The organism is Aestuariivirga sp. (genome assembly GCF_047600585.1).
GTDB lineage: Bacteria > Pseudomonadota > Alphaproteobacteria > Rhizobiales > Aestuariivirgaceae > Aestuariivirga.
In genome coordinates this window covers 1,570,260-1,589,206 of the sequence record NZ_JASGKP010000001.1, presented here as the reverse complement: position 1 = coordinate 1,589,206, position 18,947 = coordinate 1,570,260, and the positions used below count along the sequence as shown (strand labels likewise).

Genomic DNA, 18,947 nt, shown 5'->3' with positions numbered 1-18,947 from the left:
CGGGTCTTTCCAACTCACGCACACTGGCCCGCCGCGAAGCGGGCTTGGGAGGAATTACTTGGGAGCCTTGACGCCGAAAGCGGCGAAGGTGGCTTCGTACGGCTTGTAGGCTTCCTTGGCGGCAGCCGTGTACATCTCGTTGAGCTTCGTGGCCTGGGCAACGAAGGTCTCGTAGGCTTCCTTGGCATAGCCCTGCTGGACTTCAAGAACGCGCTCGAACGAGCGGGCAGCGGTGACCTTCTCGAAGGCGCCCTGGCCGAGTTCGACGGACTTGCGCGAATAGTCAGCAACTTCCTGAGCGATGGCCTGGAGGCCCTTCGTCATTGCGGTGCCAGAAGCAACCATGGCTTCAAAACCTTCCTTGCCGAAAACCTGCATGTCTTCAAACGACTTCATGTCACTTATCTCCGTGGGTTGAACCAGAATGGCCGTCCCGTTGAGGATGATATATGTGCACTGCAACATGATTGTCAAGCTTGAATTTTGCGTTGCAACATGGAGGTTCGTTAACTAAACCGCACATGACCCGAGTTCGACAGGATTTGCCCTGCCCGGGTTTACTTCGTGGTAAGAGCGTATCCGTAAAATTTTAATCTTTCGGTGCTGGCGGTTGGGGACGGCCCAGCAAGAATCGGCCACCAAAACGATTTGAAACAGGTGTAGAATTGCGTTCGACGTTGACCCAGAGGCTTATTGCCCTTCTGCTCTCCTTGGCGTTTGGCATTGCCATCGTTCTGACCCCCGCTGAGGCCGCCGGCAAGTTTGCCGCCCTGACCGTTGACGCGCGCACCGGCAAGATCCTCTACGACAACGATTCCAATGGCTTGCGCCACCCCGCCTCGCTCACCAAGATGATGACGCTCTACATCATCTTCGAGGAGCTGAAGGCCAAGCGCATCACTCTCCAGACACCCATCCGCATGTCGGCCCGGGCAGCCGGAATGGCTCCCTCCAAGATGGGGATCAAGCCGGGCGGCACGCTCACCGTCCAGCAGGCGATCTACTCGCTCGTGATCAAGTCGGCAAACGACGTGGCCGCCGCCGTGGCGGAAAACCTGGGCGGCAGCGAATCAGCCTTCGCCAAGCGCATGACGACCACCGCCCGCCGCCTCGGCATGACCAAGACGACCTACGTGAACGCCTCGGGCCTGCCAAATCCGCGCCAGATCACCACGGCCCGCGACCAGGCCACCCTCGGCCTCCGGCTGATGCGGGACTTCCCCCAGTACTATCCCTATTTCCGCGCCACCCAGTTCGTCTTCAACGGCAAGGTGGTGAAGACCCACAACCGCCTGCTCGGCCGCTATAACGGCACCGACGGCATCAAGACGGGCTACATCAACGCCTCGGGCTTCAACCTCGTCACCTCGGCCAAGCGTGGCAACAAGCGTCTGGTCGGCGTGGTCCTCGGCGGCAAGACAGGCGGCGCCCGCGACCGGTACATGATGACCATGCTGGACTCGAACTTCGGCAAGGCCAAGGACGGCAAGACCGTCGCGGCCAAGGCCGGCAGTGGCGACGGCGTGATCGATCCGCTCAAGAACCTTTCCGCCACCGACGTGGCACAGGCTGACGCCGATCAGGATACCCAGGCCATGGCCCAGGCCGCCAGCATCGCGGCCCAGTCGGGTGCTGCCGTCGACAGCGGCGATGACGACGAGGGCAACGACCAGGCTCAGGCGCCTGCTCAGGCCGCAACGCAGACGGCGGCAACCACGCCCGCCGCCAAGCCTGCGCAGACCAAGGTGGTCGAAGCACAGATGGACGATGGTGCCCTCAGCATTCCCGAACAGGACGTGCAGGCCACCCAGCCCGCCCAGAGCACCATCCAGAAGCAGCAGCCCGCCCCCGGCCAGAAACTCCCCTTCCAGGTCAAGAAGCTCGCCTCGCAGGCCGATGTGGATGACATGTCGGTCGCCTCGGTGCCCAACAACTGGGCTGTCGAGATCGGGGACTTCAAGACCCGCAGCAGTGCCAACGCGGTGATCGCCAAGCTCAAGGCCGGGGACGCCAACCAGCTTGCCGGCAAGGATCAGAAGACGATCCAGGTGAAGCGCAATGGTGCCACCCTCTATCGCCTGCTGGTCTCGGGCTATGACGAAGCGTCGGCCAAGCAGTCCTGCGCCCGCGTTGCCCGCATGGGCAAGGATTGCTCGGTCCTCTCGCCCAACGGCTGATCGGGCAGAGCGTCAGCCCAGCAGCTTGTCCTTCGCGGCATTGATTTTCGCCGCCAGATAATCGCTGCCGCCCTTGTCCGGGTGGAAATCCTTCATCAACCGGCGGTGCGCCGCGCGGATTTCTTCTTCGCTGGCACCGGTCTTGAGGCCGAGAACGGCAAGCGCTTCTTCGCGGCTCATGGGCCCGCTGCTGGATTGGGCAGCCGCTCCACCCTGCCCCCAGGCGCCGCGCCATTCCGGCTTGTTGCGGTCGAGCCAGGCTTCGAAGAGGGCCCGGCTCTGGTCACCGCTTCCCGTGCACAGGAGGTGGAAGGCCCTCAGGTCGGTCTCGTTCAATTGCGAAAGGCGGCGTCCCTTGCTTGGGCCGTTCAGCACCTCGCCATCCATCGTGCCGCTGTCATGGTCGAGTTCCATGGTGAGGAGCGTGGTGGCAACCCTGCTCTTCTGGCCACGGCTCTTGCCGCCCCAGGAGAATCCGTTGGGGAAGGCGCTGGTCTTGCCGATGAGGCCCGCGCCGAACAGGAACATCGGAATGGCGATCTGCATCTGGCCGCGCAGCGTGAGCAGTCCGGCGAAGGCGATGATCGCGCCACCGCCCAGCTTCTGCGCGAAGTTCCGCGCCGCCTGCGGCGGCATCTTGGCCGCCTTGCGGATCAGCCACAGGCCACCGACGACGACGGCAAGGGCAATCAGGAACTGCATCGTGTGGACCGTCTCCGCTTCACTTCAGCTGCTTCAGCAGCACCTGACTTGCATTGCTGGATTTTGCCCGGCTTTCAAGAGCCGTCTGCCCGCCCGTGGCATAGGCCGCAACGGCCCCCAGAAGCTCGGCGAGAATGGCGGGGCTTGAGGAGTCGAGACGGAAGTAGGCGCCACGGGTGAGCCGTGCGATCTCCTTGAAGGCCCTCTCCGCCGCAACGTCGCTTCCTTCCTGGAACATGAAGACACGAGCGCCGAGAAGTCCGAGTTCTCCCGCCGTGCGGCAGACCTGATCGATATTCTCCTCGAAGGCATCGCCGACGAAGACGATGGCCTTGACGCCTGTGCGCGCCGCTTCCGCCTTCACGTGGGTGAGTACACGGCCGATTTGCGTGTGACCACCGCGGCATTCGACGGCCGTCATCAGCCGCGCGAGCGCTTCCGGCCTTGTCACCCACTTGGAGGCGCGGCACTCATCGAAGCCGCGGAAGTAGACAAGCTGCACCTGCAATGACGCGGCCTTGCTGGTTTCGGTGAACATGCTGGCCTGGATCGAGAGCGCCCGGTCCCAGGTGGGCTGGCGGCTCATGGTGGCATCCATGGCGAAGATCAGGCGGCCCTGGGCCTTGGCATCCGCAGGCGCGAATTCGTTCACGGCCTTGAGGAAAGCCGACACATCCGTCTCGCCTGACGGGGCCACCAGTGTCTTGCGCAGGTCGCTCATCGCCTCCCCCATCGGTTCTGGCGCAGAGATAGGCAGCCGGAGGCGGATTTAAAGGAGAAGTTCAACCTGCCGGTCACGGGCAGGTATCGGGCTTGAGCAGTTCCAGCTTCGTCAGTTTGCCGGAAAGCGAATAGCTGCCGTAGTCGAGGACGAGGTCCGTTGAGATGCCGTTCTCGAGCATCAGGAAGCTCGCCTGATAGAGCGGCTGCTCGTCATCCTGCGCATCCTGGGCGTAGTAGCTGATGGAGACAGGCCAAGCGGCCATCTTCGTGAGGTCGCCCGCTCCGTCCGGCAGGCCTTCCGCCAGCTTCTTCGGGCCGATAAAACTGATCGCCCGCATCGCCTTCTCTTCTTCCGAGCCTTCGTAGATCGTCGAGATGTCACGCGTCACGCCCTTGATCGCGGAATCGACAAGCTTGGCCTGATAGGCGGTGGGAAAAACGGCTTCGGGTGTGAGTTCGAACTCCTTCGAGTCGGTGGTGGTGATCAGGCCCTTGGCCGGCGCGGTGGCGGAGTCCTTCTTCACCTTGATACGGCTCTCCGAGTTGACCTTGGAGTCGACATACTGCTTCTGCGTAATATCAAGCTGGAGCCCGTCGCCGGATTCCCACGAGGTCATCTGGCTGTCGATGACCTGCGGCCCACCCTCAGCGTAAACGATGCGGTTGGCGATCCGGTAATTGATGGCATAGCCGTCGCAGGCCGACCCGGTGATCTCGTAGGCGAGCTTGCCGGTGACGGACGAGATATTGTTGCCAGCCTCGAGGCGTTTCACCTCGAGATCGTAATAGGCCCGGTGCGCCTGAAGGGTGGCCGCTGCGGCGGGAAGCGAAAAAAGCAGGAGAAAACTTGCACTGGAAAGAACGAGGCGATTCATGGTCAAAGACGGCATTCCATTGAATTCCATTGATTTGGGTAAATGATAACATGGACCGAGCCGAAAAGAGGCATAAATTACTCGTCACCCGGAAGTTGCCGGACGACGCGGAGGCGGCCTTTGCCAAGGCCTTCGACTGTCAGTTCAACCCTGAAGACAAGCCCTACACACCCGACGCGCTTTGCCGGGCGGCCGACGGCTGTTTCGGCTTGGCCATCACCTCCATGGACAAGTTCAACGCCGACCTGATCGGAAAACTTCCGGCCTCGGTGAAGATCATCTCAACCGTCTCGGTCGGACACGAACACATCGACCTCGCCGCCGTGAAGGCCAAGGGGCTCGTTGCCACCAACACGCCGGGCGTCCTCACCGACGCCACCGCCGACATCGCCCTCCTCCTCATCCTCGGCGCAGCCCGCGGTGCCTATTGGGGAGAACGCATGGTGCGCGAGAACCGCTGGCCCGGGGCCTCCATGGTGAAGCCATTGGGGCACGATGTCTCCGGTCAGCGCCTCGGCATCATCGGCATGGGCCGCATCGGGCAGGCGGTCGCGAAGCGAGCCCGCGCCTTCGGAATGACCATCCACTATCACAACCGGAAAGAGCTCAGCCCCGCGGAGGCAGAAGGCGCGACCTTCCACGCCACGCTCGAAGGCATGTTGCCCCATTGCGATTTCGTCTCGATCAACTGTGCCATGACGCCCGAGACCAAGAACCTGATCAACGCCCGCACCCTGGCGCTGCTGCCCAAGGGCGCGATCGTGGTGAACTCGGCGCGCGGCGGCATCGTCGAGGACGAGGCGCTCATCTCCGCCCTTACTTCCGGCCACATCGCCGCCGCCGGCCTCGACGTGTTTGCGGGCGAACCCAACATAGACCCGCGCTACCGCGACCTTCCCAATGTCTTCCTGCTGCCACATCTGGGCAGCGCCACACTGCGTACCAGAACCAATATGGGTCTGCGTGCGCTCGACAACCTGACGGCCTTTGCCCAGGGCAAGGCGCCGCGTGACCAACTGACGTGAGTGAACCACATGCCTTCGCCTGAAAAGCTCCTGAAAGATCTCGGCATCACCCTGCCCAAACCCGCCAAGCCCGTCGCCAGCTACGAGGGCTTCATCCGCACCGGCAATCTGGTTTTCGTCTCCGGGCAAATTCCCGTAGTTGACGGCAAGGTCGCCGTCATCGGCAAGCTGGGTGGGGGCGTCTCGCTGGAAGACGGCCAGAAGGCCGCGCGCCTCTGCGCCATCAACGTGCTCGCGCAACTGAACGAGGCCACGGGCCACGATCTCAGCAAGGTGACGCGCGTTGTCAAGGTGACCGGCTTCGTCGCCGCCACACCCGACTACACCGACGTTCCCAAGGTGGTGAACGGCGCCTCCGATCTGTTCGCCGCCGTCTTCGGTGACCGCGGCAAACATGCCCGCGCAGCGGTGGGTGTCGCCGTGCTGCCGCTCGACTCTGCCGTCGAAGTGGAAGCCATCGTCGAGGTCGAGTGATGCGCTTCACCCCGCAGGTTCGTGACCTCGCCTGGCTGGTGGAGCGGCCGATCGCCCACCGCGGACAGCACGACAAGGCGAACGGCAATCTCGAAAACACCGAGAGTGCTTTCGCTTCCGCGATCCGTAACAACTACGCCATCGAGTGCGACCTGCAGATCACCGCCGAAGGTGACGCAGTCGTCTTCCATGACGAGACCCTGGAGCGCGTTTGCGAGGCTCAGGGAATGGTCAAGGATTTCACAGTCAAGCAACTGAAAACATACAGTTATCGCATCGGAAAGGACCGCATCCAGACGCTCGGCGAATTGCTTGATCAGGTGGATGGCCGGGTACCGCTGGTGATCGAGTTGAAATCCCATTGGAACGGTGACGATGCGTTGGCTCGCCGCGCCCTCAAGGTGCTCGAGCCCTACGACGGGCCCTATGCGATCATGTCGTTCGATCCCGATCTCGTCGCCGCGGTTGCCGAATACTCGCCTTACACGGTGCGCGGCATCACCGCCGACCGTGCCGTCAATTCCTATTACAACATCCTTTCGATCGACCGGCGTCTCGAGATGCGCACCTTCTCGCATCTGGCCCGAACGCGTCCCCACTTCGTGTCGTTCTATTTCCGGGAACTGCCCTACGCGCCGGTGCAGCGCATCCGCGCCGCAGGTCATCCGATCATCACCTGGACGATCCGCAACGAGGAGCAAGCCCGCCTGGCCCGCCGCTATTCCGACCAGATCACCTTCGAGGGCTTTGCCGCCTGATGGGCGCCCGCGTGCGGGTGGTAGACCGGATCGCGGAGATTCCCGCCACGGTCTGGAACGGCCTGACGCAGGCGGCAGGCGGTGAACGCAATCCTTCCATCTCGCACGCCTTCCTTGCAGCAATGGAAGACTCCGGATGCGTCGGCGGCAAAACGGGATGGGTGCCGCAGCATGTGGTGCTTGAGGAAGACGGCGCCATCACAGGTGTCGCGCCCTGCTATCTCAAGTCTCACTCCATGGGCGAATATGTCTTCGACCACGGCTTCGCCGATGCTTTCCATCGCGCCGGCGGGCGCTACTATCCGAAACTCCAGGTCTCGGTACCCTTCTCGCCCGTGCCGGGACCACGCCTGCTCGCCGCCACCGACGATCGCAAGCAGCTTCTTGCCGAGGGCCTCAAGACACTCGCCCGCGACCTTGGTGCATCCTCCGTGCACATCACATTCGAACCCGAGCAGGACTGGCGGCTGCTGAGGGGCGCCGGCTTCCTGCAACGGCAGGACATCCAGTTCCACTGGCACAATCAGGGCTACGGCAGCTTCCAGGATTTCCTCGCGGCGCTCTCGTCCTCCAAGCGCAAGAACATCCGCAAAGAGCGGGAGGCGGTTGCTGCGCGCGGCATCACCTTCGAACACGCGACGGGTGCCGCATTGACCACTGCGCACTGGGATCATTTCTACCGCTTCTACATGGACACGAGCAGCCGCAAGTGGGGCAAGCCCTATCTGAACCGCGCCTTCTTCGCCCGCATTCACGAGACCATGGCCGACGATGTGCTGCTGGTGCTGGCCAAGCGCGATGACAAGGTGATCGCCGGCGCGCTCAATCTCGTGGGCTCGGACCGCCTCTACGGCCGCAACTGGGGTTGCGTCGAGGATCATCCCTTCCTGCATTTCGAGACCTGCTATTATCAGGCCATCGACTTCGCTATTGCGCGCGGATTGAAGATCGTGGAGGCGGGCGCACAGGGCGAACACAAGCTCGCCCGTGGGTACCTGCCAGTCAAAACCTACAGCTCACATCATTTCGTTCACGCAGGGCTGGCGCGCGCCGTCGACGACTACCTCGCCTCCGAACGCGCCGCCGTGGATGAAAACAGCGAGATCCTCTCCAAACATTCCCCCTTCCGGGTGGAGCGCGAATAGATTAGCCGGCGATGGCCTCGGTCACGTCGGCGAGAATGTCCGCCACGTCTTCAAGGCCGACCGAGAGGCGCAGCATGCCGTCGGTGATCCCCATCATGGCGCGAGCCTCCTCACCGATGTTGCGGTGAGTGGTGGAGGCTGGATGCGTCATCAGCGACTTGGCGTCACCGAGATTATTCGAGATATCGACCAGCTTCAGATTGCGCAGCACATCGAAGGCCTTCTTCTTGCCGCCAGCGACCTCGAAGGTCACCATGGTGCCGCCCTTGGTCATCTGCTTCTTCGCCAGCTCGTACTGCGGGTGCGAGTCGAGATACGGATAGATGACCCTGGTCACGCCCTTGATCGCCGAGAGATGCTCGGCCACCGAGTGGGCGCTCTCGCTCTGCGCCTCGACACGGAGCTTCAGGGTTTCGAGACCCTTGAGCAGCACCCAGGCGTTGAACGGCGACAGCGAGGGCCCGGTGTGGCGCAGGAAGGGCTTCAGCAGCTCTTCCTTGAAGGCCTTGGTGGACACGATGGCACCACCGAGGACGCGGCCCTGACCGTCCATGTGCTTCGTGCCGGAATAGACGATGACATCCGCCCCCATCTCGAGCGGCTTCTGCAGAACCGGTGTCGCGAAGATGTTGTCGACCACGAAGCAGGCACCCGCCGCCTTGGCGATCTTGCCCACGGCGGCGATGTCGATGATCTCGAGGGTCGGGTTCGACGGCGTTTCGAGGAAGACCACCTTCGTGGCGGGCGTCATGGCCCGCTCCCAGGCCGCCATGTCGTTGCCATCCACCAGCGTGTGGGTGATGCCGAAACGCGGCAGGATCGAGGTGATGATCTGGTAGCAGGATCCGAACAGCGCCTTCGACGCCACCAGATGGTCTCCAGCCTTCAACTGGCAGGCGAGAGCGCCGTAGACTGCGGCCATGCCGGAGGCGACGCCGTAGCAGGCCTCCGCCCCTTCCAGAAGCGCAAGGCGCTCCTCGAACATGGTGACGGTGGGATTGCCGTAGCGGCCATAGACGTAGCCATCGTCCTTGTTGGCGAAGCGGTTCTCAGCCGTCTCGGGCGCATCGTAGACGAAGCCGGAGTTCAGGTAGAGCGCTTCCGCCGTCTCGCCATAGGGCGTGCGGTCGAGGCCGCCGCGGACGAGCTTGGTGGCGTCACCCCACTTGGGCGAATTCTTCGTGCGTGTCTTCTTGGTCATGTCGTTCCGCGATCAGCTTTGCACCCAAGGGAGCCCGTGTGACTTCCAGCCGTTGGTCTTGCCACGCTGGCCCTTTGCATCCTTGTCGCCCTCGAAACCTTCGGCGACGTTCCAGACATTGGTGAAGCCCGCGTTGCTCAGCGCCGAAGCGGCAGAGGCGGAGCGTGCACCGGAGCGGCAGATGCACATGATCTCGGTATCCTTGGCGAGCGACATGCCCTCCACCTCGGAGACGAAGCGGGAGTTCACTTCCATTTGCGGATAGACCTGCCAGGAGAGGCGGACGAGACGGTCCACCTGCGGCACGCCGACGAAGGTCCACTCCGGCTGGGTGCGGACGTCGATCAGCACGGCATTGGCGTTCTTCTTGAGCCGGTCAAAGGCTTCGGGGGGAGCAATATCGCCCTGGTACATGGTCACACCATCACATTGAGAGGTCTTGTGTCTGGCCGGGCTCTTAGACGGTTTGCGCGGGAACGGCAAATGCCAAGGCCCGGCCGCCGTTGGTCCGGGGTGAGATTTTTGGGCAACCCGTCGCGGCGTTCTGGCTCTTGGTCGAAAGGCAACCTCTGATAAGCTCAGGCAACACGTTTCCGAGGGATAACAAATGTCTGCTGCAAACCTCCCTGCCCGCGCCGATGTCGTCATTGTCGGCGGCGGTATCGTCGGGTGTTCGATCGCCTATCACCTCACCAAGATTGGCATCACCAACGTGGTGGTGCTGGAACGGAAGCAGCTGACCTCGGGCACCACCTGGCATGCGGCGGGCCTTGTGGGCCAGCTCCGCGCCACCCGCAACCTCACGGAACTCGCCAAGTACACGACCACCCTGTTCGAGGGGCTGGAGAAGGAGACGGGCCAGGCCACCGGCTTCAAGCAGAACGGCTCCATCTCGCTCGCCCTCAACGAGGGCCGTCTCGAGGAACTGCTGCGCGGCGCCTCCATGGCCAAGAACTTCGGCCTTGCCATCGACGTGCTCTCGCTGGGCGAGCTGAAGGAGCGCCTGCCCCACTACAATTTCGAGGGTGTCACCGGCGGCGTCTTCCTGCCCAAGGACGGCCAGGTGAACCCCATCGACGTGACCCAGGCGCTGGCGGCAGGCGCCCGCTCCCGGGGCGGCAAGGTCTTCGAGAACGTCAAGGTCACCCGCATCATCACCAAGGACGGCCGCGCCTGCGGCGTCGAGACCACCAGCGGCACCATCGCCGCCGACAAGGTGGTGGTGGCGGGCGGCATGTGGAGCCGGGAACTGGGACGCAGCGTGGGCGTAAACATCCCGCTCCATGCCTGCGAGCATTTCTACATTGTCTCGGAGCCCATCGACACCCTGCCCCGTAACATGCCCGTGGTCCGCGTGCCGGACGAATGCACCTACTACAAGGAGGATGCCGGCAAACTGATGGTGGGTGCCTTCGAGCCCAAGGCCAAGCCCTGGCCACCCCACGGCAAGGGCATCGGCATCGACGAGGAACATGCCTTCGTGACCCTGCAGGAGGACATGGACCATTTCGAGCCCATCCTCACTTCGGCGATCAACCGCGTACCGCTTCTTGAAACGGCGGGCATCCAGCTCTTTTTCAACGGGCCGGAAAGCTTCACGCCCGACGTGCGCTACTACCTCGGAGAGGCGCCCGAACTGCGCAATCTCTATGTGGCGACGGGCTTCAACTCGATCGGCATCCAGTCCTCGGGTGGCGCGGGCCTTGTGCTCTCGCAGTGGATCAAGGACGGCCACCCGCCCATGGACGTGAACGGCATCGACATCCGCCGCATCCATCCCTTCCAGTCGGTGACGCGCTATGTCCACGACCGCGCCTCCGAAAGCCTCGGCCTGCTCTATGCCATGCACTGGCCCTATCGCCAGGCGGAAACGGCCCGCGGCGTGCGCCGCTCGCCCATTCATCAGTATACGGACAAGCTTGGCGCGGTCTATGGCGAGGTGAACGGCTGGGAGCGTCCCAACTGGTATGCCCGCGACGGCGTGAAGCGCGAATACGAATATTCCTACGGCCGGCAGAACTGGTTCCCTTGCGCAGAGTACGAAGCCGAGCGCCTGATGAACGACGCGGTGTTCTTCGACCAGGCCTCTTTCGCGAAGTATCATGTGGAGGGCAAGGATGCGCTCGCTGTCCTCAACCGCGTCTCGGCCAACAATGTGGACGTGCCGTTGGGCAAGGTCGTCTACACCCAGTGGCTGAACGAGCGCGGCGGCATCGAGGCCGACCTCACCGTCACGCGGCTTGCCGAACAGAAGTTCCTGGTGGTAACGGGTGCAGCACCGCAGACGCGCGACATGGCCTGGCTGAAGCGGCAGGCGGGCGACGCCAATTGCGTAGCCGTCGATATCACCTCGGGCCTTCCGATGATTGCGGTGATGGGTCCGAAGTCCCGCGCCCTGCTGCAGATGGTATCGGGCGCCGATCTCTCCAACGCCGCCTTCCCCTTCGGCACGTCACAGGAAATCGAAATCGGTTACGCCCGCGTTCGCGCCTCGCGCCTCACCTATGTGGGTGAACTGGGCTGGGAGCTTTACATCCCCGCCGAATTCGCGGCCCATGTGATGGAGACGCTGCTGGCGGCAGGGCCGGAGTTCAACCTCACGCCCGCCGGCATGCACGGCATGAACAACGCCCGCATGGAGAAGGGCTACCGCCACTGGGGCCACGACATGTCGGACGAGGATACACCGCTCGAGGCGGGCCTCGGTTTCGGCGTGGCGTGGGACAAGCCCGGCGGCTTCATCGGCCGCGAAGCCCTGCTCAGGCAGCGCGAGATCAAGGTGCTGCCGAAGCGCATGGTGGCCATCGCCCTTGAAGACAACGGTCCCACGGCGCCGATGATGTATCACGAGGAACCGGTCTACAGGAACGGCGTGATCGTCGGCTCCACCACCTCCGGCGCCTGGGGCCACCGCGTGGGCCGCTCACTCGCCTTGGCCTATGTGAAGAACGAGGGCGGCGTCTCCGCCGACTGGCTGGCCTCGGGCACATGGGAAGTGGAACTGGCGTGGAAGAAGCACAAGGCAAAGGTGCAGTTCGCCCCCTTCTATGATCCCAAAGGCGAAAAGATCAAACAATAACAAAGCGCTACATGAGGACTGCAACCGTTCGGCGAGAGGGTAAGATTGTTCTTTATTCCGAACACGGGCAGTCCTATATTCCCGAAGGGACCACAGAAGGAGATCAACGCCATGGCACTGCAACTGGGCGACATCGCACCCGACTTCGAGGCCGACACCACCGAAGGCCGCATCAAGTTTCATGACTACATCGAAGGCTCCTGGGCCGTGCTCGTGTCGCACCCCAAGGATTTCACCCCTGTCTGCACCACCGAACTCGGCGCCATGGCGCTGAAGTCCGGCGAGTTCCAGAAGCGCGGCGTGAAGCTCATCGGCATCTCGGTTGACAGCGTCGATGACCACCTGCGCTGGAAGCAGGACATCAAGGACGTGACCGGCGGCGAAGTGCACTATCCGATGATCGGCGACCACGAGATGACGGTGGCGAAGCTCTACGGCATGATCCACCCGAACGCCTCGGGCTCCGCCAAGAGCCGCACCGCTGCCGACAATGCGACCGTGCGCAACGTCTTCATCATCGGTCCGGACAAGCGCATCAAGCTGATCCTCACCTATCCGATGAGCACCGGCCGCAACTTCGACGAGGTGCTGCGCGTGATCGACTCGCTGCAGCTTACGGCCCAGAAGTCGGTGGCGACACCCGCCGACTGGAAGCCGGGCGACAAGGCGATCATTCTCGCCTCCATCTCGGACGAAGCCGCCAAGGAGAAGTTCCCCCAGGGCTGGCAGGCCAAGAAGCCTTACCTCCGTCTCGTCGACGTGAAGTAACGCATTTCATCATTCTGATTGTGTAGAGCCGGACTGGAAACAGTCCGGCTTTTTCAATGCTCGGGTGGCCGGTCTGAGGGTGCAAGGCCGTTCACGTCCTCGATCTTCTCGATGAGGGCAGAGGCGCCATAGGCGCCGCCATCCACAGTGAGATGCGCGCCGTTATGGAAGCGCAGCCGCGTGCCGCCGAACATTTTTGTGGAGAGACTTTCGAGATCACGCATGGGCACTGCCGCCTGCCCCGACCAGCGTAACGTCTCTCCCCTCCATGCAATCTTCAAGCGGTGAAGGGAAAGGATCAGCCAGCCCATCACAGCCGCCCCGCAGCCGAACAGGAAGGCGAGCCACCAGGCGATCCGCATTTGGGTGGCGCCGTCGGGCCGCGACGAGCCGACGAACATCCAGACCCAGCCGATGAGGCCCGCGAGCGCAAGCGCGAAGATCATGGCCGCCCAGTAGCTGACGCCGGGGGTCACCTGCCGCCAGCCCGGCGTCTGCTTCAGCGGAAAGAGGAGCAGCGCGACAGCCGCCAGTACAAGGCCGACGGTCCAGGGCGCCGCCAACAGGTAAACATCCGCCATATCGATGTCGTCGCGCATGGGCGCAAGACTACCGCGCCATCCTCAACAGATCGTCAAAGATGACTTACCACCACTTCTGGGCGGTGAACTTGCCCGCCGCCTGCTCGATGGCATAGGCGGTCTGGAACAGGGTTTCCTCGTCGAAGGGCTTGCCGATGAGCTGCAGGCCAAGCGGCAGCCCCTGCTCCGACAACCCCGCCGGAACGGCAATGCCGGGCAGGCCCGCCATGTTCACGGTCACGGTGAAGACGTCGTTCAGGTACATCTGCACCGGGTCGGTGATCTCGCCCGGCGCGAAGGCCGCGGACGGCGTCGCCGGGGTGAGCACCACGTCGACCTTCTCCCAGGCCTTGTCGAAGTCCTGCTTGATCAGTGTACGGACCTTCTGCGCACGGACGTAATAGGCATCGTAGTAGCCGGCCGACAAAACATAGGTGCCGATCATGATGCGGCGCTGTACCTCGCGGCCGAAACCGGCGGCACGGGTGTTCTCGTAGGTATCGATCAGGTCGTCACCCGGCACGCGGAGGCCGTAGCGCACGCCATCGTAGCGGGCCAAGTTCGAAGAAGCCTCGGCAGGCGCCACGATGTAATAGGCGGGCAGCGCATACTTGGTGTGGGGCAGCGAAATCTCGACAACCTCGGCGCCCTGCGCCTTCAGCCAGTCCGCACCCTTCTGCCACAGCGCATCGATCTCGGCGGGAAGCCCATCAGGGCGGTATTCCTTCGGAATGCCAATCCGCAGGCCCTTCACCGACTTGCCCAGCACGGCCTCATAGTCCGGCACCGGGCGGTCGACACTGGTCGTGTCCTTGGGATCAACGCTCGCCATCACCTTCAGCATGATCGCGGCATCGCGCACGTCGCGGGCAATCGGGCCCGCCTGATCGAGCGAGGAGGCAAAGGCGACGATGCCCCAGCGGGAGCAGCGGCCATAGGTGGGCTTGATGCCGACCGTGCCGGTGAAGGCGGCGGGCTGGCGGATGGAGCCGCCTGTGTCGGTGGCCGTCGCCGCCGCGCAGATGTGGGCCGCAACGGCCGCGGCAGACCCGCCGGAGGAGCCGCCCGGCACGAGCGCCGCGTTTGAGTTCTTGCGCCGCCACGGATTGGTGACCGGACCATAGTAGCTGGTCTCGTTGGAGGAGCCCATGGCGAACTCGTCCATGTTGAGCTTGCCCAGCATCACCGCACCTTCGCGGAACAGGTTCGCCGACACCGTCGATTCATAGGTCGGCTTGAACTTGTCGAGGATGTGGCTGCAGGCCTGGGTGTGCACGCCACGGGTGGCGAAGAGGTCCTTGATCCCGAGCGGAATGCCTTCCAGTTCACCCGCCGTGCCGGCCTTCAACCGCACGTCCGAAGCCGCCGCACTGGCCCGAGCCTGCTCCGGTGTTTCCACCACGTAGGCATTGAGGCTGCGGGCCGCTTCCACGGCCTTGATGTAGTCTTCGGTCAATTCGACGGCAGAAATCTCGCGCGCCTTCAGCTTGGCGCGGGCTTCGGCAATGGTGAGAGAGGTCAGGCTGCTCATGATCACTCCACCACCTTCGGCACCATGAAGAAGTCATCTTCGCTGGCCGGCGCATTCTTGGTCACGTCCTTCGGAATGCCGCCGTCCGTCACCACGTCGTCGCGCATCTTCATCTTCATGGCCACGACAGAGGTCAACGGCTCGACACCCGAGACGTCCACTTCGTTCAGCTGCTCGACGAAGGAGAGAATGGCATTGAGCTCGCCCGCAAGGCGCGGAACGTCCTCGTCCTTCACCTTGATGCGCGCGAGACGCGCCACGCGCTTCACCATGGCCTGATCAACCGACATGAGTGGATTCCCGAAATTTCAGTTTCGGGCGGGGTGTTAGCAAAGGGTCAGGAGACCTGCAACTTTGCTTTCTGGCGGCCTTCCGCATCGAAATTGTCGTCGGCCAGCCAGGCCTCGAAGCCCTTGCGGATCTTCGGCCATTCCTTGTCGATGATCGAAAACCAGGCGGTATCCCGGTTGCGGCCCTTGATGATGTAATGCTGGCGGAAAATGCCCTCGAAGACGAAGCCGAAACGCTTCGCCGCATCGCGCGAGGGCTGGTTCAGGGCATCGCACTTCCATTCCAGGCGGCGTACGCCGAGGTCATCGAAGGCATGGCGGATGAGGAGATAGATCGCCTCGGTCGCCTCACGTGTGCGCTGCAGGCCGGGGGAGAACCAGATGTTGCCGATCTCGATTGCGCCATTGGCAGGGTCCGCCCGGAGATACGAGGCCATGCCGCGGGCCTCCCCGCTCTTCCGGTCGATGATGGCGTAGAACCATGGGTCACGGCTCTTCTCGCGGCCGTCGAGCCAGGCAGCAAAACTGTCGAGGTCGTCGAATGGCCCGTAGGCCATCCAGGTCCAGACATCGCCGTCCGGGTCGAAGCCGTGGAACGAGTTGAACAGGGATTGGGCGTGGCGGGCCACGCTCACGGGATCGAGCCGCACCCAGCGGCCGTGGAGCGGCCGAAGGTCGGGCAAGGCTCCCGTGGGCAGCGGATCGACGGCAGGCCCCACCGGGCGGGCCGCCTTGGGTTTTGAAGATTTGCTCATTGACCCCTTTTCCTGCCCCGCTATGGCTCTGTCCATGACCAGTTTTGCCTCAGAGGCCCGGACCGCCGCCCTCTCGCTTCCTAAGGGAAGGCGGATGCTCGGCCTCGACCTCGGCACCAAGACCATCGGCATGGCGACGAGTGACTTCACCGGCCAGTTCGCCACCCCGCGGGAAACCATCAAGCGGGCAAAGTTCACAATCGATGCGCAATACCTGCTGGCCTTTGCCGAGAAGGAGCAGATCGGCCTTTTGGTCCTCGGCCTGCCGCTCAACATGGATGGCACCGAGGGGCCCCGCGCCCAGGCCACGCGGGCCTTTGCGCGGAACCTCTCGAAGATGACCACCCTTCCCATCGTCTTCTGGGACGAGCGGCTCTCCACCGCAGCGGTCACCCGCACCATGCTGGAGGCTGACATGTCCCGCGCCAAGCGGGCTGAAAACGTTGACAAATTGGCCGCCGCCTACATCCTCCAGTCGCTCCTCGACGCACTCCGTTCACCACAGGGCGACTTACCCACAGGCTGAGGCGCCATCGCCCTTGCCAGACCCCGCCCTCTCCCCTAAAGCCCCGGCTTTAATGACATCGACAGCCACACGGCCCGCCCTGTTCAAGGCCCAGCACCTGCTGGCCATCTCAGATCTTTCCCCCATTGAAATTGCCGCCGTCCTCGATCTCGCGCACCACTATGCCGAGAGCGGCAAGAACCTGCCGCCCGACGGGCGCTTCCTCGCGGGGCAGACACAGGTCAATCTCTTCTTCGAGAATTCCACCCGCACCCAGAGTTCCTTCGAGATCGCCGGCAAGCGCCTGGGCGCCGACGTGATGAACATGGCCGTCTCCACCTCCTCGCTCTCCAAGGGTGAGACGGTTCTCGACACCGCCATGACCATCAACGCCATGCACCCGGATTTCCTCGTGGTGCGGCATCAGTCGTCGGGCGCCGTGGAGCTGCTCTCACAGAAGGTGTCCTGCGCGGTGATCAACGCCGGTGATGGCCAGCATGAGCATCCGACGCAGGCATTGCTCGATGCGCTCACCATCCGCCGCCACTACGGCCGGCTCGAAGGCCTGACGGTGGCGATCTGCGGTGACATCCAGCACTCGCGCGTCGCCCGCTCCAACATCCATCTGCTCACCAAGATGGGCGTGCGCGTCCGCTGCGTGGCACCCTCCACACTGATCCCCTCGGGGCTTGCCAACTTCGGCGTGGAAGTTTTCCGCGACATGGAGAAGGGCCTCGCGGGCGCTGACGTGGTGATGATGCTGCGCCTTCAAGTAGAGCGCATGAGCGGCGCCTTCATTCCGAGCTTCAAGGAATTCTACCAGTTCTACGGCCTCACCGAAGAATCGCTGGCCTATGCCAAGCCGGGCGCCCTTGTCATGCACCCCGGCCCCATGAACCGCGGCGTCGAAATCGACTCGAGCGTCGCCGACGGCGTGCAGTCGGTCATCCGCGAACAGGTGGAGATGGGTGTCGCCGTACGCATGGCGATCCTCGATGGGCTCGACCGCTCGCGCCGCGCAGGAGTGACGTCATGATCGGGTCTCCCGCACGCAGCCGTCGCGCCTACATCAACGCCCATGTGCTTGCCCCGATGCAGGGCCTGAACGGGCCGGGCGGAATCATCGTGGAAGACGGCTGGATCCTCGCCGTGGGCAAGAGCGTCACCCGCGAGAGTGTGGGCTCGACCGCCACCGTCGTGGACTGCAAGGGCCGCCTGCTCATCCCCGGCCTCGTGGACATGCGCGTCTTCACCGGCGAACCCGGCACCGAATACCGCGAGACACTTGCAACCGCCTCTGACGCAGCAGCGGCGGGTGGCGTCACCACCATCATCGTGATGCCCAACACCAAGCCGGTGATCGACGATGCCGCCATCGTCGACTACGTGCTCCGCCGCGCCCGCGATACGGCGAAGGTCCGCGTCGCCCCCATGGCGGCGATCACCAAGGGCCTCGCCGGCGAACAGATGGCCGAGATCGGCCTCCTCCGCCGCGCTGGTGCGGTCGCCGTGACCGACGCCGTCCGTGCCGTGACCAACGCCAACATCTTCCGCCGCGCCCTCACCTATGCCCGCGACTTCGACATGCTGGTCGTGGGCCATGCCGAGGAGCCGACGCTTTCGGGCGGCGTGATGAACGCAGGCGAGATGGCCTCGCGCCTCGGCCTCTCCGGCATTCCCGCCATGAGCGAAGTGATCATGCTCGAGCGTGACCTCCGCCTCGTAGAGATGACCGGCGCGCGCTACCACGTGGCCCAGGTCTCGTCCGCCCTCTCGCTCGACGTCATCCGCCGCGCCAAGGACAAGGGGCTGCCCGTCACCTGCGGCGTTTCCATCCATCACCTCGTGCTGAACGAGACCGACATCGGCGCCTATCGTACCTTCTTCAAGCTCACGCCGCCGCTCCGCAGCGAGGACGACCGCCGCGCCCTCGTCGCCGCTGTCGCCGACGGCACCATCGACGTGATTGTCTCGTCGCATGATCCGCAGAGCGACGACACCAAGCGCCTGCCCTTCGGCGAGGCCGCCTTCGGCGCCGTCGGGCTGGAGACCATGCTGTCTTCCGCGCTCTCGCTTTCAGCCAACGAAAACATTGCCTTGCCACGCCTTGTGGAAGCGTTGTCGCAACGTCCCGCGGCGATCCTTGGGCTCGAACAGGGCCGCCTCCAACCGGGCGCACCCGCCGACTTTACGGTCGTCGACCCGACGCTGAGCTGGAAGGTGGAGGATGCTTCGCTGCGCTCGCGCTCGAAAAATTCTCCTTATGAGCACCGCACTCTCGAAGGCCGCGCGGTTGAAACCGTCGTTGCAGGCCGCAGCGTTTACGAATACGCTTCGTGAGATGAGGCGGGGGCTCGC

Annotated in this window: 20 protein-coding genes; 10 read left to right on the top strand and 10 right to left on the bottom strand. The window is 63.5% G+C overall.

The window, feature by feature from the left end; all coding sequences use genetic code 11:
• Positions 1–54: 54 nt before the first annotated feature.
• Positions 55–396 carry a phasin family protein gene (locus QM801_RS07745; RefSeq protein WP_415018634.1) on the bottom strand — a complete coding sequence of 114 codons (342 nt, stop codon included), beginning with the start codon at positions 394–396 and terminating at the stop codon, positions 55–57.
• A gap of 281 nt (positions 397–677) precedes the next feature.
• On the opposite strand from QM801_RS07745, the gene QM801_RS07740 reads away from it, so the two are divergent.
• On the top strand, positions 678–2,177 hold the full coding sequence (locus tag QM801_RS07740) for a serine hydrolase (protein WP_415018633.1): 1,500 nt from the start codon (positions 678–680) through the stop codon (positions 2,175–2,177).
• Between the two features lie 12 nt (positions 2,178–2,189).
• Here QM801_RS07740 and QM801_RS07735 read toward each other — a convergent pair whose 3' ends face one another.
• The 3 genes from QM801_RS07735 to QM801_RS07725 form a co-directional block, all read right to left on the bottom strand.
• The gene (locus tag QM801_RS07735) at positions 2,190–2,879 is read right to left on the bottom strand and encodes a DnaJ domain-containing protein (protein ID WP_415018632.1); all 690 of its coding nucleotides are present in this window, start codon (positions 2,877–2,879) and stop codon (positions 2,190–2,192) included.
• A gap of 19 nt (positions 2,880–2,898) precedes the next feature.
• Entirely contained in the window at positions 2,899–3,600 is a 702-nt protein-coding gene (locus QM801_RS07730) for a VWA domain-containing protein (protein WP_415018631.1), read from the bottom strand.
• A gap of 73 nt (positions 3,601–3,673) precedes the next feature.
• Positions 3,674–4,477, bottom strand: coding sequence for an EipB family protein (locus tag QM801_RS07725; protein ID WP_415018630.1), 804 nt, complete (start codon positions 4,475–4,477; stop codon positions 3,674–3,676).
• Positions 4,478–4,527: 50 nt separating this feature from the next.
• Between QM801_RS07725 and QM801_RS07720 the strand changes: the two genes are divergently transcribed.
• From QM801_RS07720 to QM801_RS07705, 4 genes are read left to right on the top strand one after another with little or no spacing between them, the layout of a single operon-like run.
• Positions 4,528–5,502 carry a 2-hydroxyacid dehydrogenase gene (locus QM801_RS07720; protein ID WP_415018629.1) on the top strand — a complete coding sequence of 325 codons (975 nt, stop codon included), beginning with the start codon at positions 4,528–4,530 and terminating at the stop codon, positions 5,500–5,502.
• 9 nt (positions 5,503–5,511) lie between these two features.
• Positions 5,512–5,976 (top strand): RidA family protein, encoded by a 465-nt coding sequence (locus QM801_RS07715; protein ID WP_415018628.1) that lies wholly within the window; start codon positions 5,512–5,514, stop codon positions 5,974–5,976.
• A complete protein-coding gene (locus tag QM801_RS07710) occupies positions 5,976–6,734 on the top strand; it encodes a glycerophosphodiester phosphodiesterase family protein (RefSeq protein WP_415018627.1) in 759 nt (252 codons plus the stop codon). Before QM801_RS07715 ends, QM801_RS07710 begins: the two co-directional genes overlap by 1 nt.
• Entirely contained in the window at positions 6,734–7,879 is a 1,146-nt protein-coding gene (locus QM801_RS07705) for a GNAT family N-acetyltransferase (protein ID WP_415018626.1), read from the top strand. Before QM801_RS07710 ends, QM801_RS07705 begins: the two co-directional genes overlap by 1 nt.
• A gap of 1 nt (position 7,880) precedes the next feature.
• On the opposite strand, the gene metZ is transcribed toward QM801_RS07705, so the two are convergent.
• The gene (gene metZ / locus QM801_RS07700; protein ID WP_415018625.1) at positions 7,881–9,080 is read right to left on the bottom strand and encodes an O-succinylhomoserine sulfhydrylase; all 1,200 of its coding nucleotides are present in this window, start codon (positions 9,078–9,080) and stop codon (positions 7,881–7,883) included.
• 12 nt (positions 9,081–9,092) lie between these two features.
• On the bottom strand, positions 9,093–9,494 hold the full coding sequence (locus QM801_RS07695; protein ID WP_415018624.1) for a rhodanese-like domain-containing protein: 402 nt from the start codon (positions 9,492–9,494) through the stop codon (positions 9,093–9,095).
• 193 nt (positions 9,495–9,687) lie between these two features.
• Between QM801_RS07695 and QM801_RS07690 the strand changes: the two genes are divergently transcribed.
• Together QM801_RS07690 and QM801_RS07685 are read left to right on the top strand one after the other, a co-directional pair.
• On the top strand, positions 9,688–12,159 hold the full coding sequence (locus QM801_RS07690) for a GcvT family protein (protein WP_415018623.1): 2,472 nt from the start codon (positions 9,688–9,690) through the stop codon (positions 12,157–12,159).
• A 111-nt stretch (positions 12,160–12,270) separates the two neighbouring features.
• Entirely contained in the window at positions 12,271–12,927 is a 657-nt protein-coding gene (locus QM801_RS07685; protein ID WP_415018622.1) for a peroxiredoxin, read from the top strand.
• Between the two features lie 53 nt (positions 12,928–12,980).
• Here the strand turns inward: QM801_RS07685 and QM801_RS07680 are convergent, their stop codons facing one another.
• The 4 genes from QM801_RS07680 to QM801_RS07665 are packed head-to-tail and all read right to left on the bottom strand — an operon-like array spanning position 12,981 to position 16,084.
• Complete coding sequence (locus QM801_RS07680) at positions 12,981–13,526, bottom strand: hypothetical protein (RefSeq protein WP_415018621.1); 546 nt, start codon at positions 13,524–13,526, stop codon at positions 12,981–12,983.
• Positions 13,527–13,572: 46 nt separating this feature from the next.
• Positions 13,573–15,039 carry an Asp-tRNA(Asn)/Glu-tRNA(Gln) amidotransferase subunit GatA gene (gene gatA / locus QM801_RS07675; protein ID WP_415018620.1) on the bottom strand — a complete coding sequence of 489 codons (1,467 nt, stop codon included), beginning with the start codon at positions 15,037–15,039 and terminating at the stop codon, positions 13,573–13,575.
• Positions 15,040–15,041: 2 nt separating this feature from the next.
• Positions 15,042–15,329: an Asp-tRNA(Asn)/Glu-tRNA(Gln) amidotransferase subunit GatC gene (gatC, locus tag QM801_RS07670; RefSeq protein WP_415018619.1), complete on the bottom strand. Its 288-nt coding sequence runs from the start codon at positions 15,327–15,329 to the stop codon at positions 15,042–15,044.
• A gap of 47 nt (positions 15,330–15,376) precedes the next feature.
• A complete protein-coding gene (locus tag QM801_RS07665; RefSeq protein WP_415018618.1) occupies positions 15,377–16,084 on the bottom strand; it encodes a GNAT family N-acetyltransferase in 708 nt (235 codons plus the stop codon).
• A gap of 34 nt (positions 16,085–16,118) precedes the next feature.
• On the opposite strand from QM801_RS07665, the gene ruvX reads away from it, so the two are divergent.
• The 3 genes from ruvX to pyrC are packed head-to-tail and all read left to right on the top strand — an operon-like array spanning position 16,119 to position 18,929.
• On the top strand, positions 16,119–16,610 hold the full coding sequence (gene ruvX, locus QM801_RS07660) for a Holliday junction resolvase RuvX (protein ID WP_415018617.1): 492 nt from the start codon (positions 16,119–16,121) through the stop codon (positions 16,608–16,610).
• A gap of 52 nt (positions 16,611–16,662) precedes the next feature.
• Positions 16,663–17,625, top strand: a complete 963-nt coding sequence (locus QM801_RS07655; protein ID WP_415018616.1) for an aspartate carbamoyltransferase catalytic subunit — start codon at positions 16,663–16,665, stop codon at positions 17,623–17,625.
• Complete coding sequence (pyrC, locus tag QM801_RS07650; RefSeq protein WP_415018615.1) at positions 17,622–18,929, top strand: dihydroorotase; 1,308 nt, start codon at positions 17,622–17,624, stop codon at positions 18,927–18,929. Before QM801_RS07655 ends, pyrC begins: the two co-directional genes overlap by 4 nt.
• Positions 18,930–18,947: the final 18 nt, after the last annotated feature.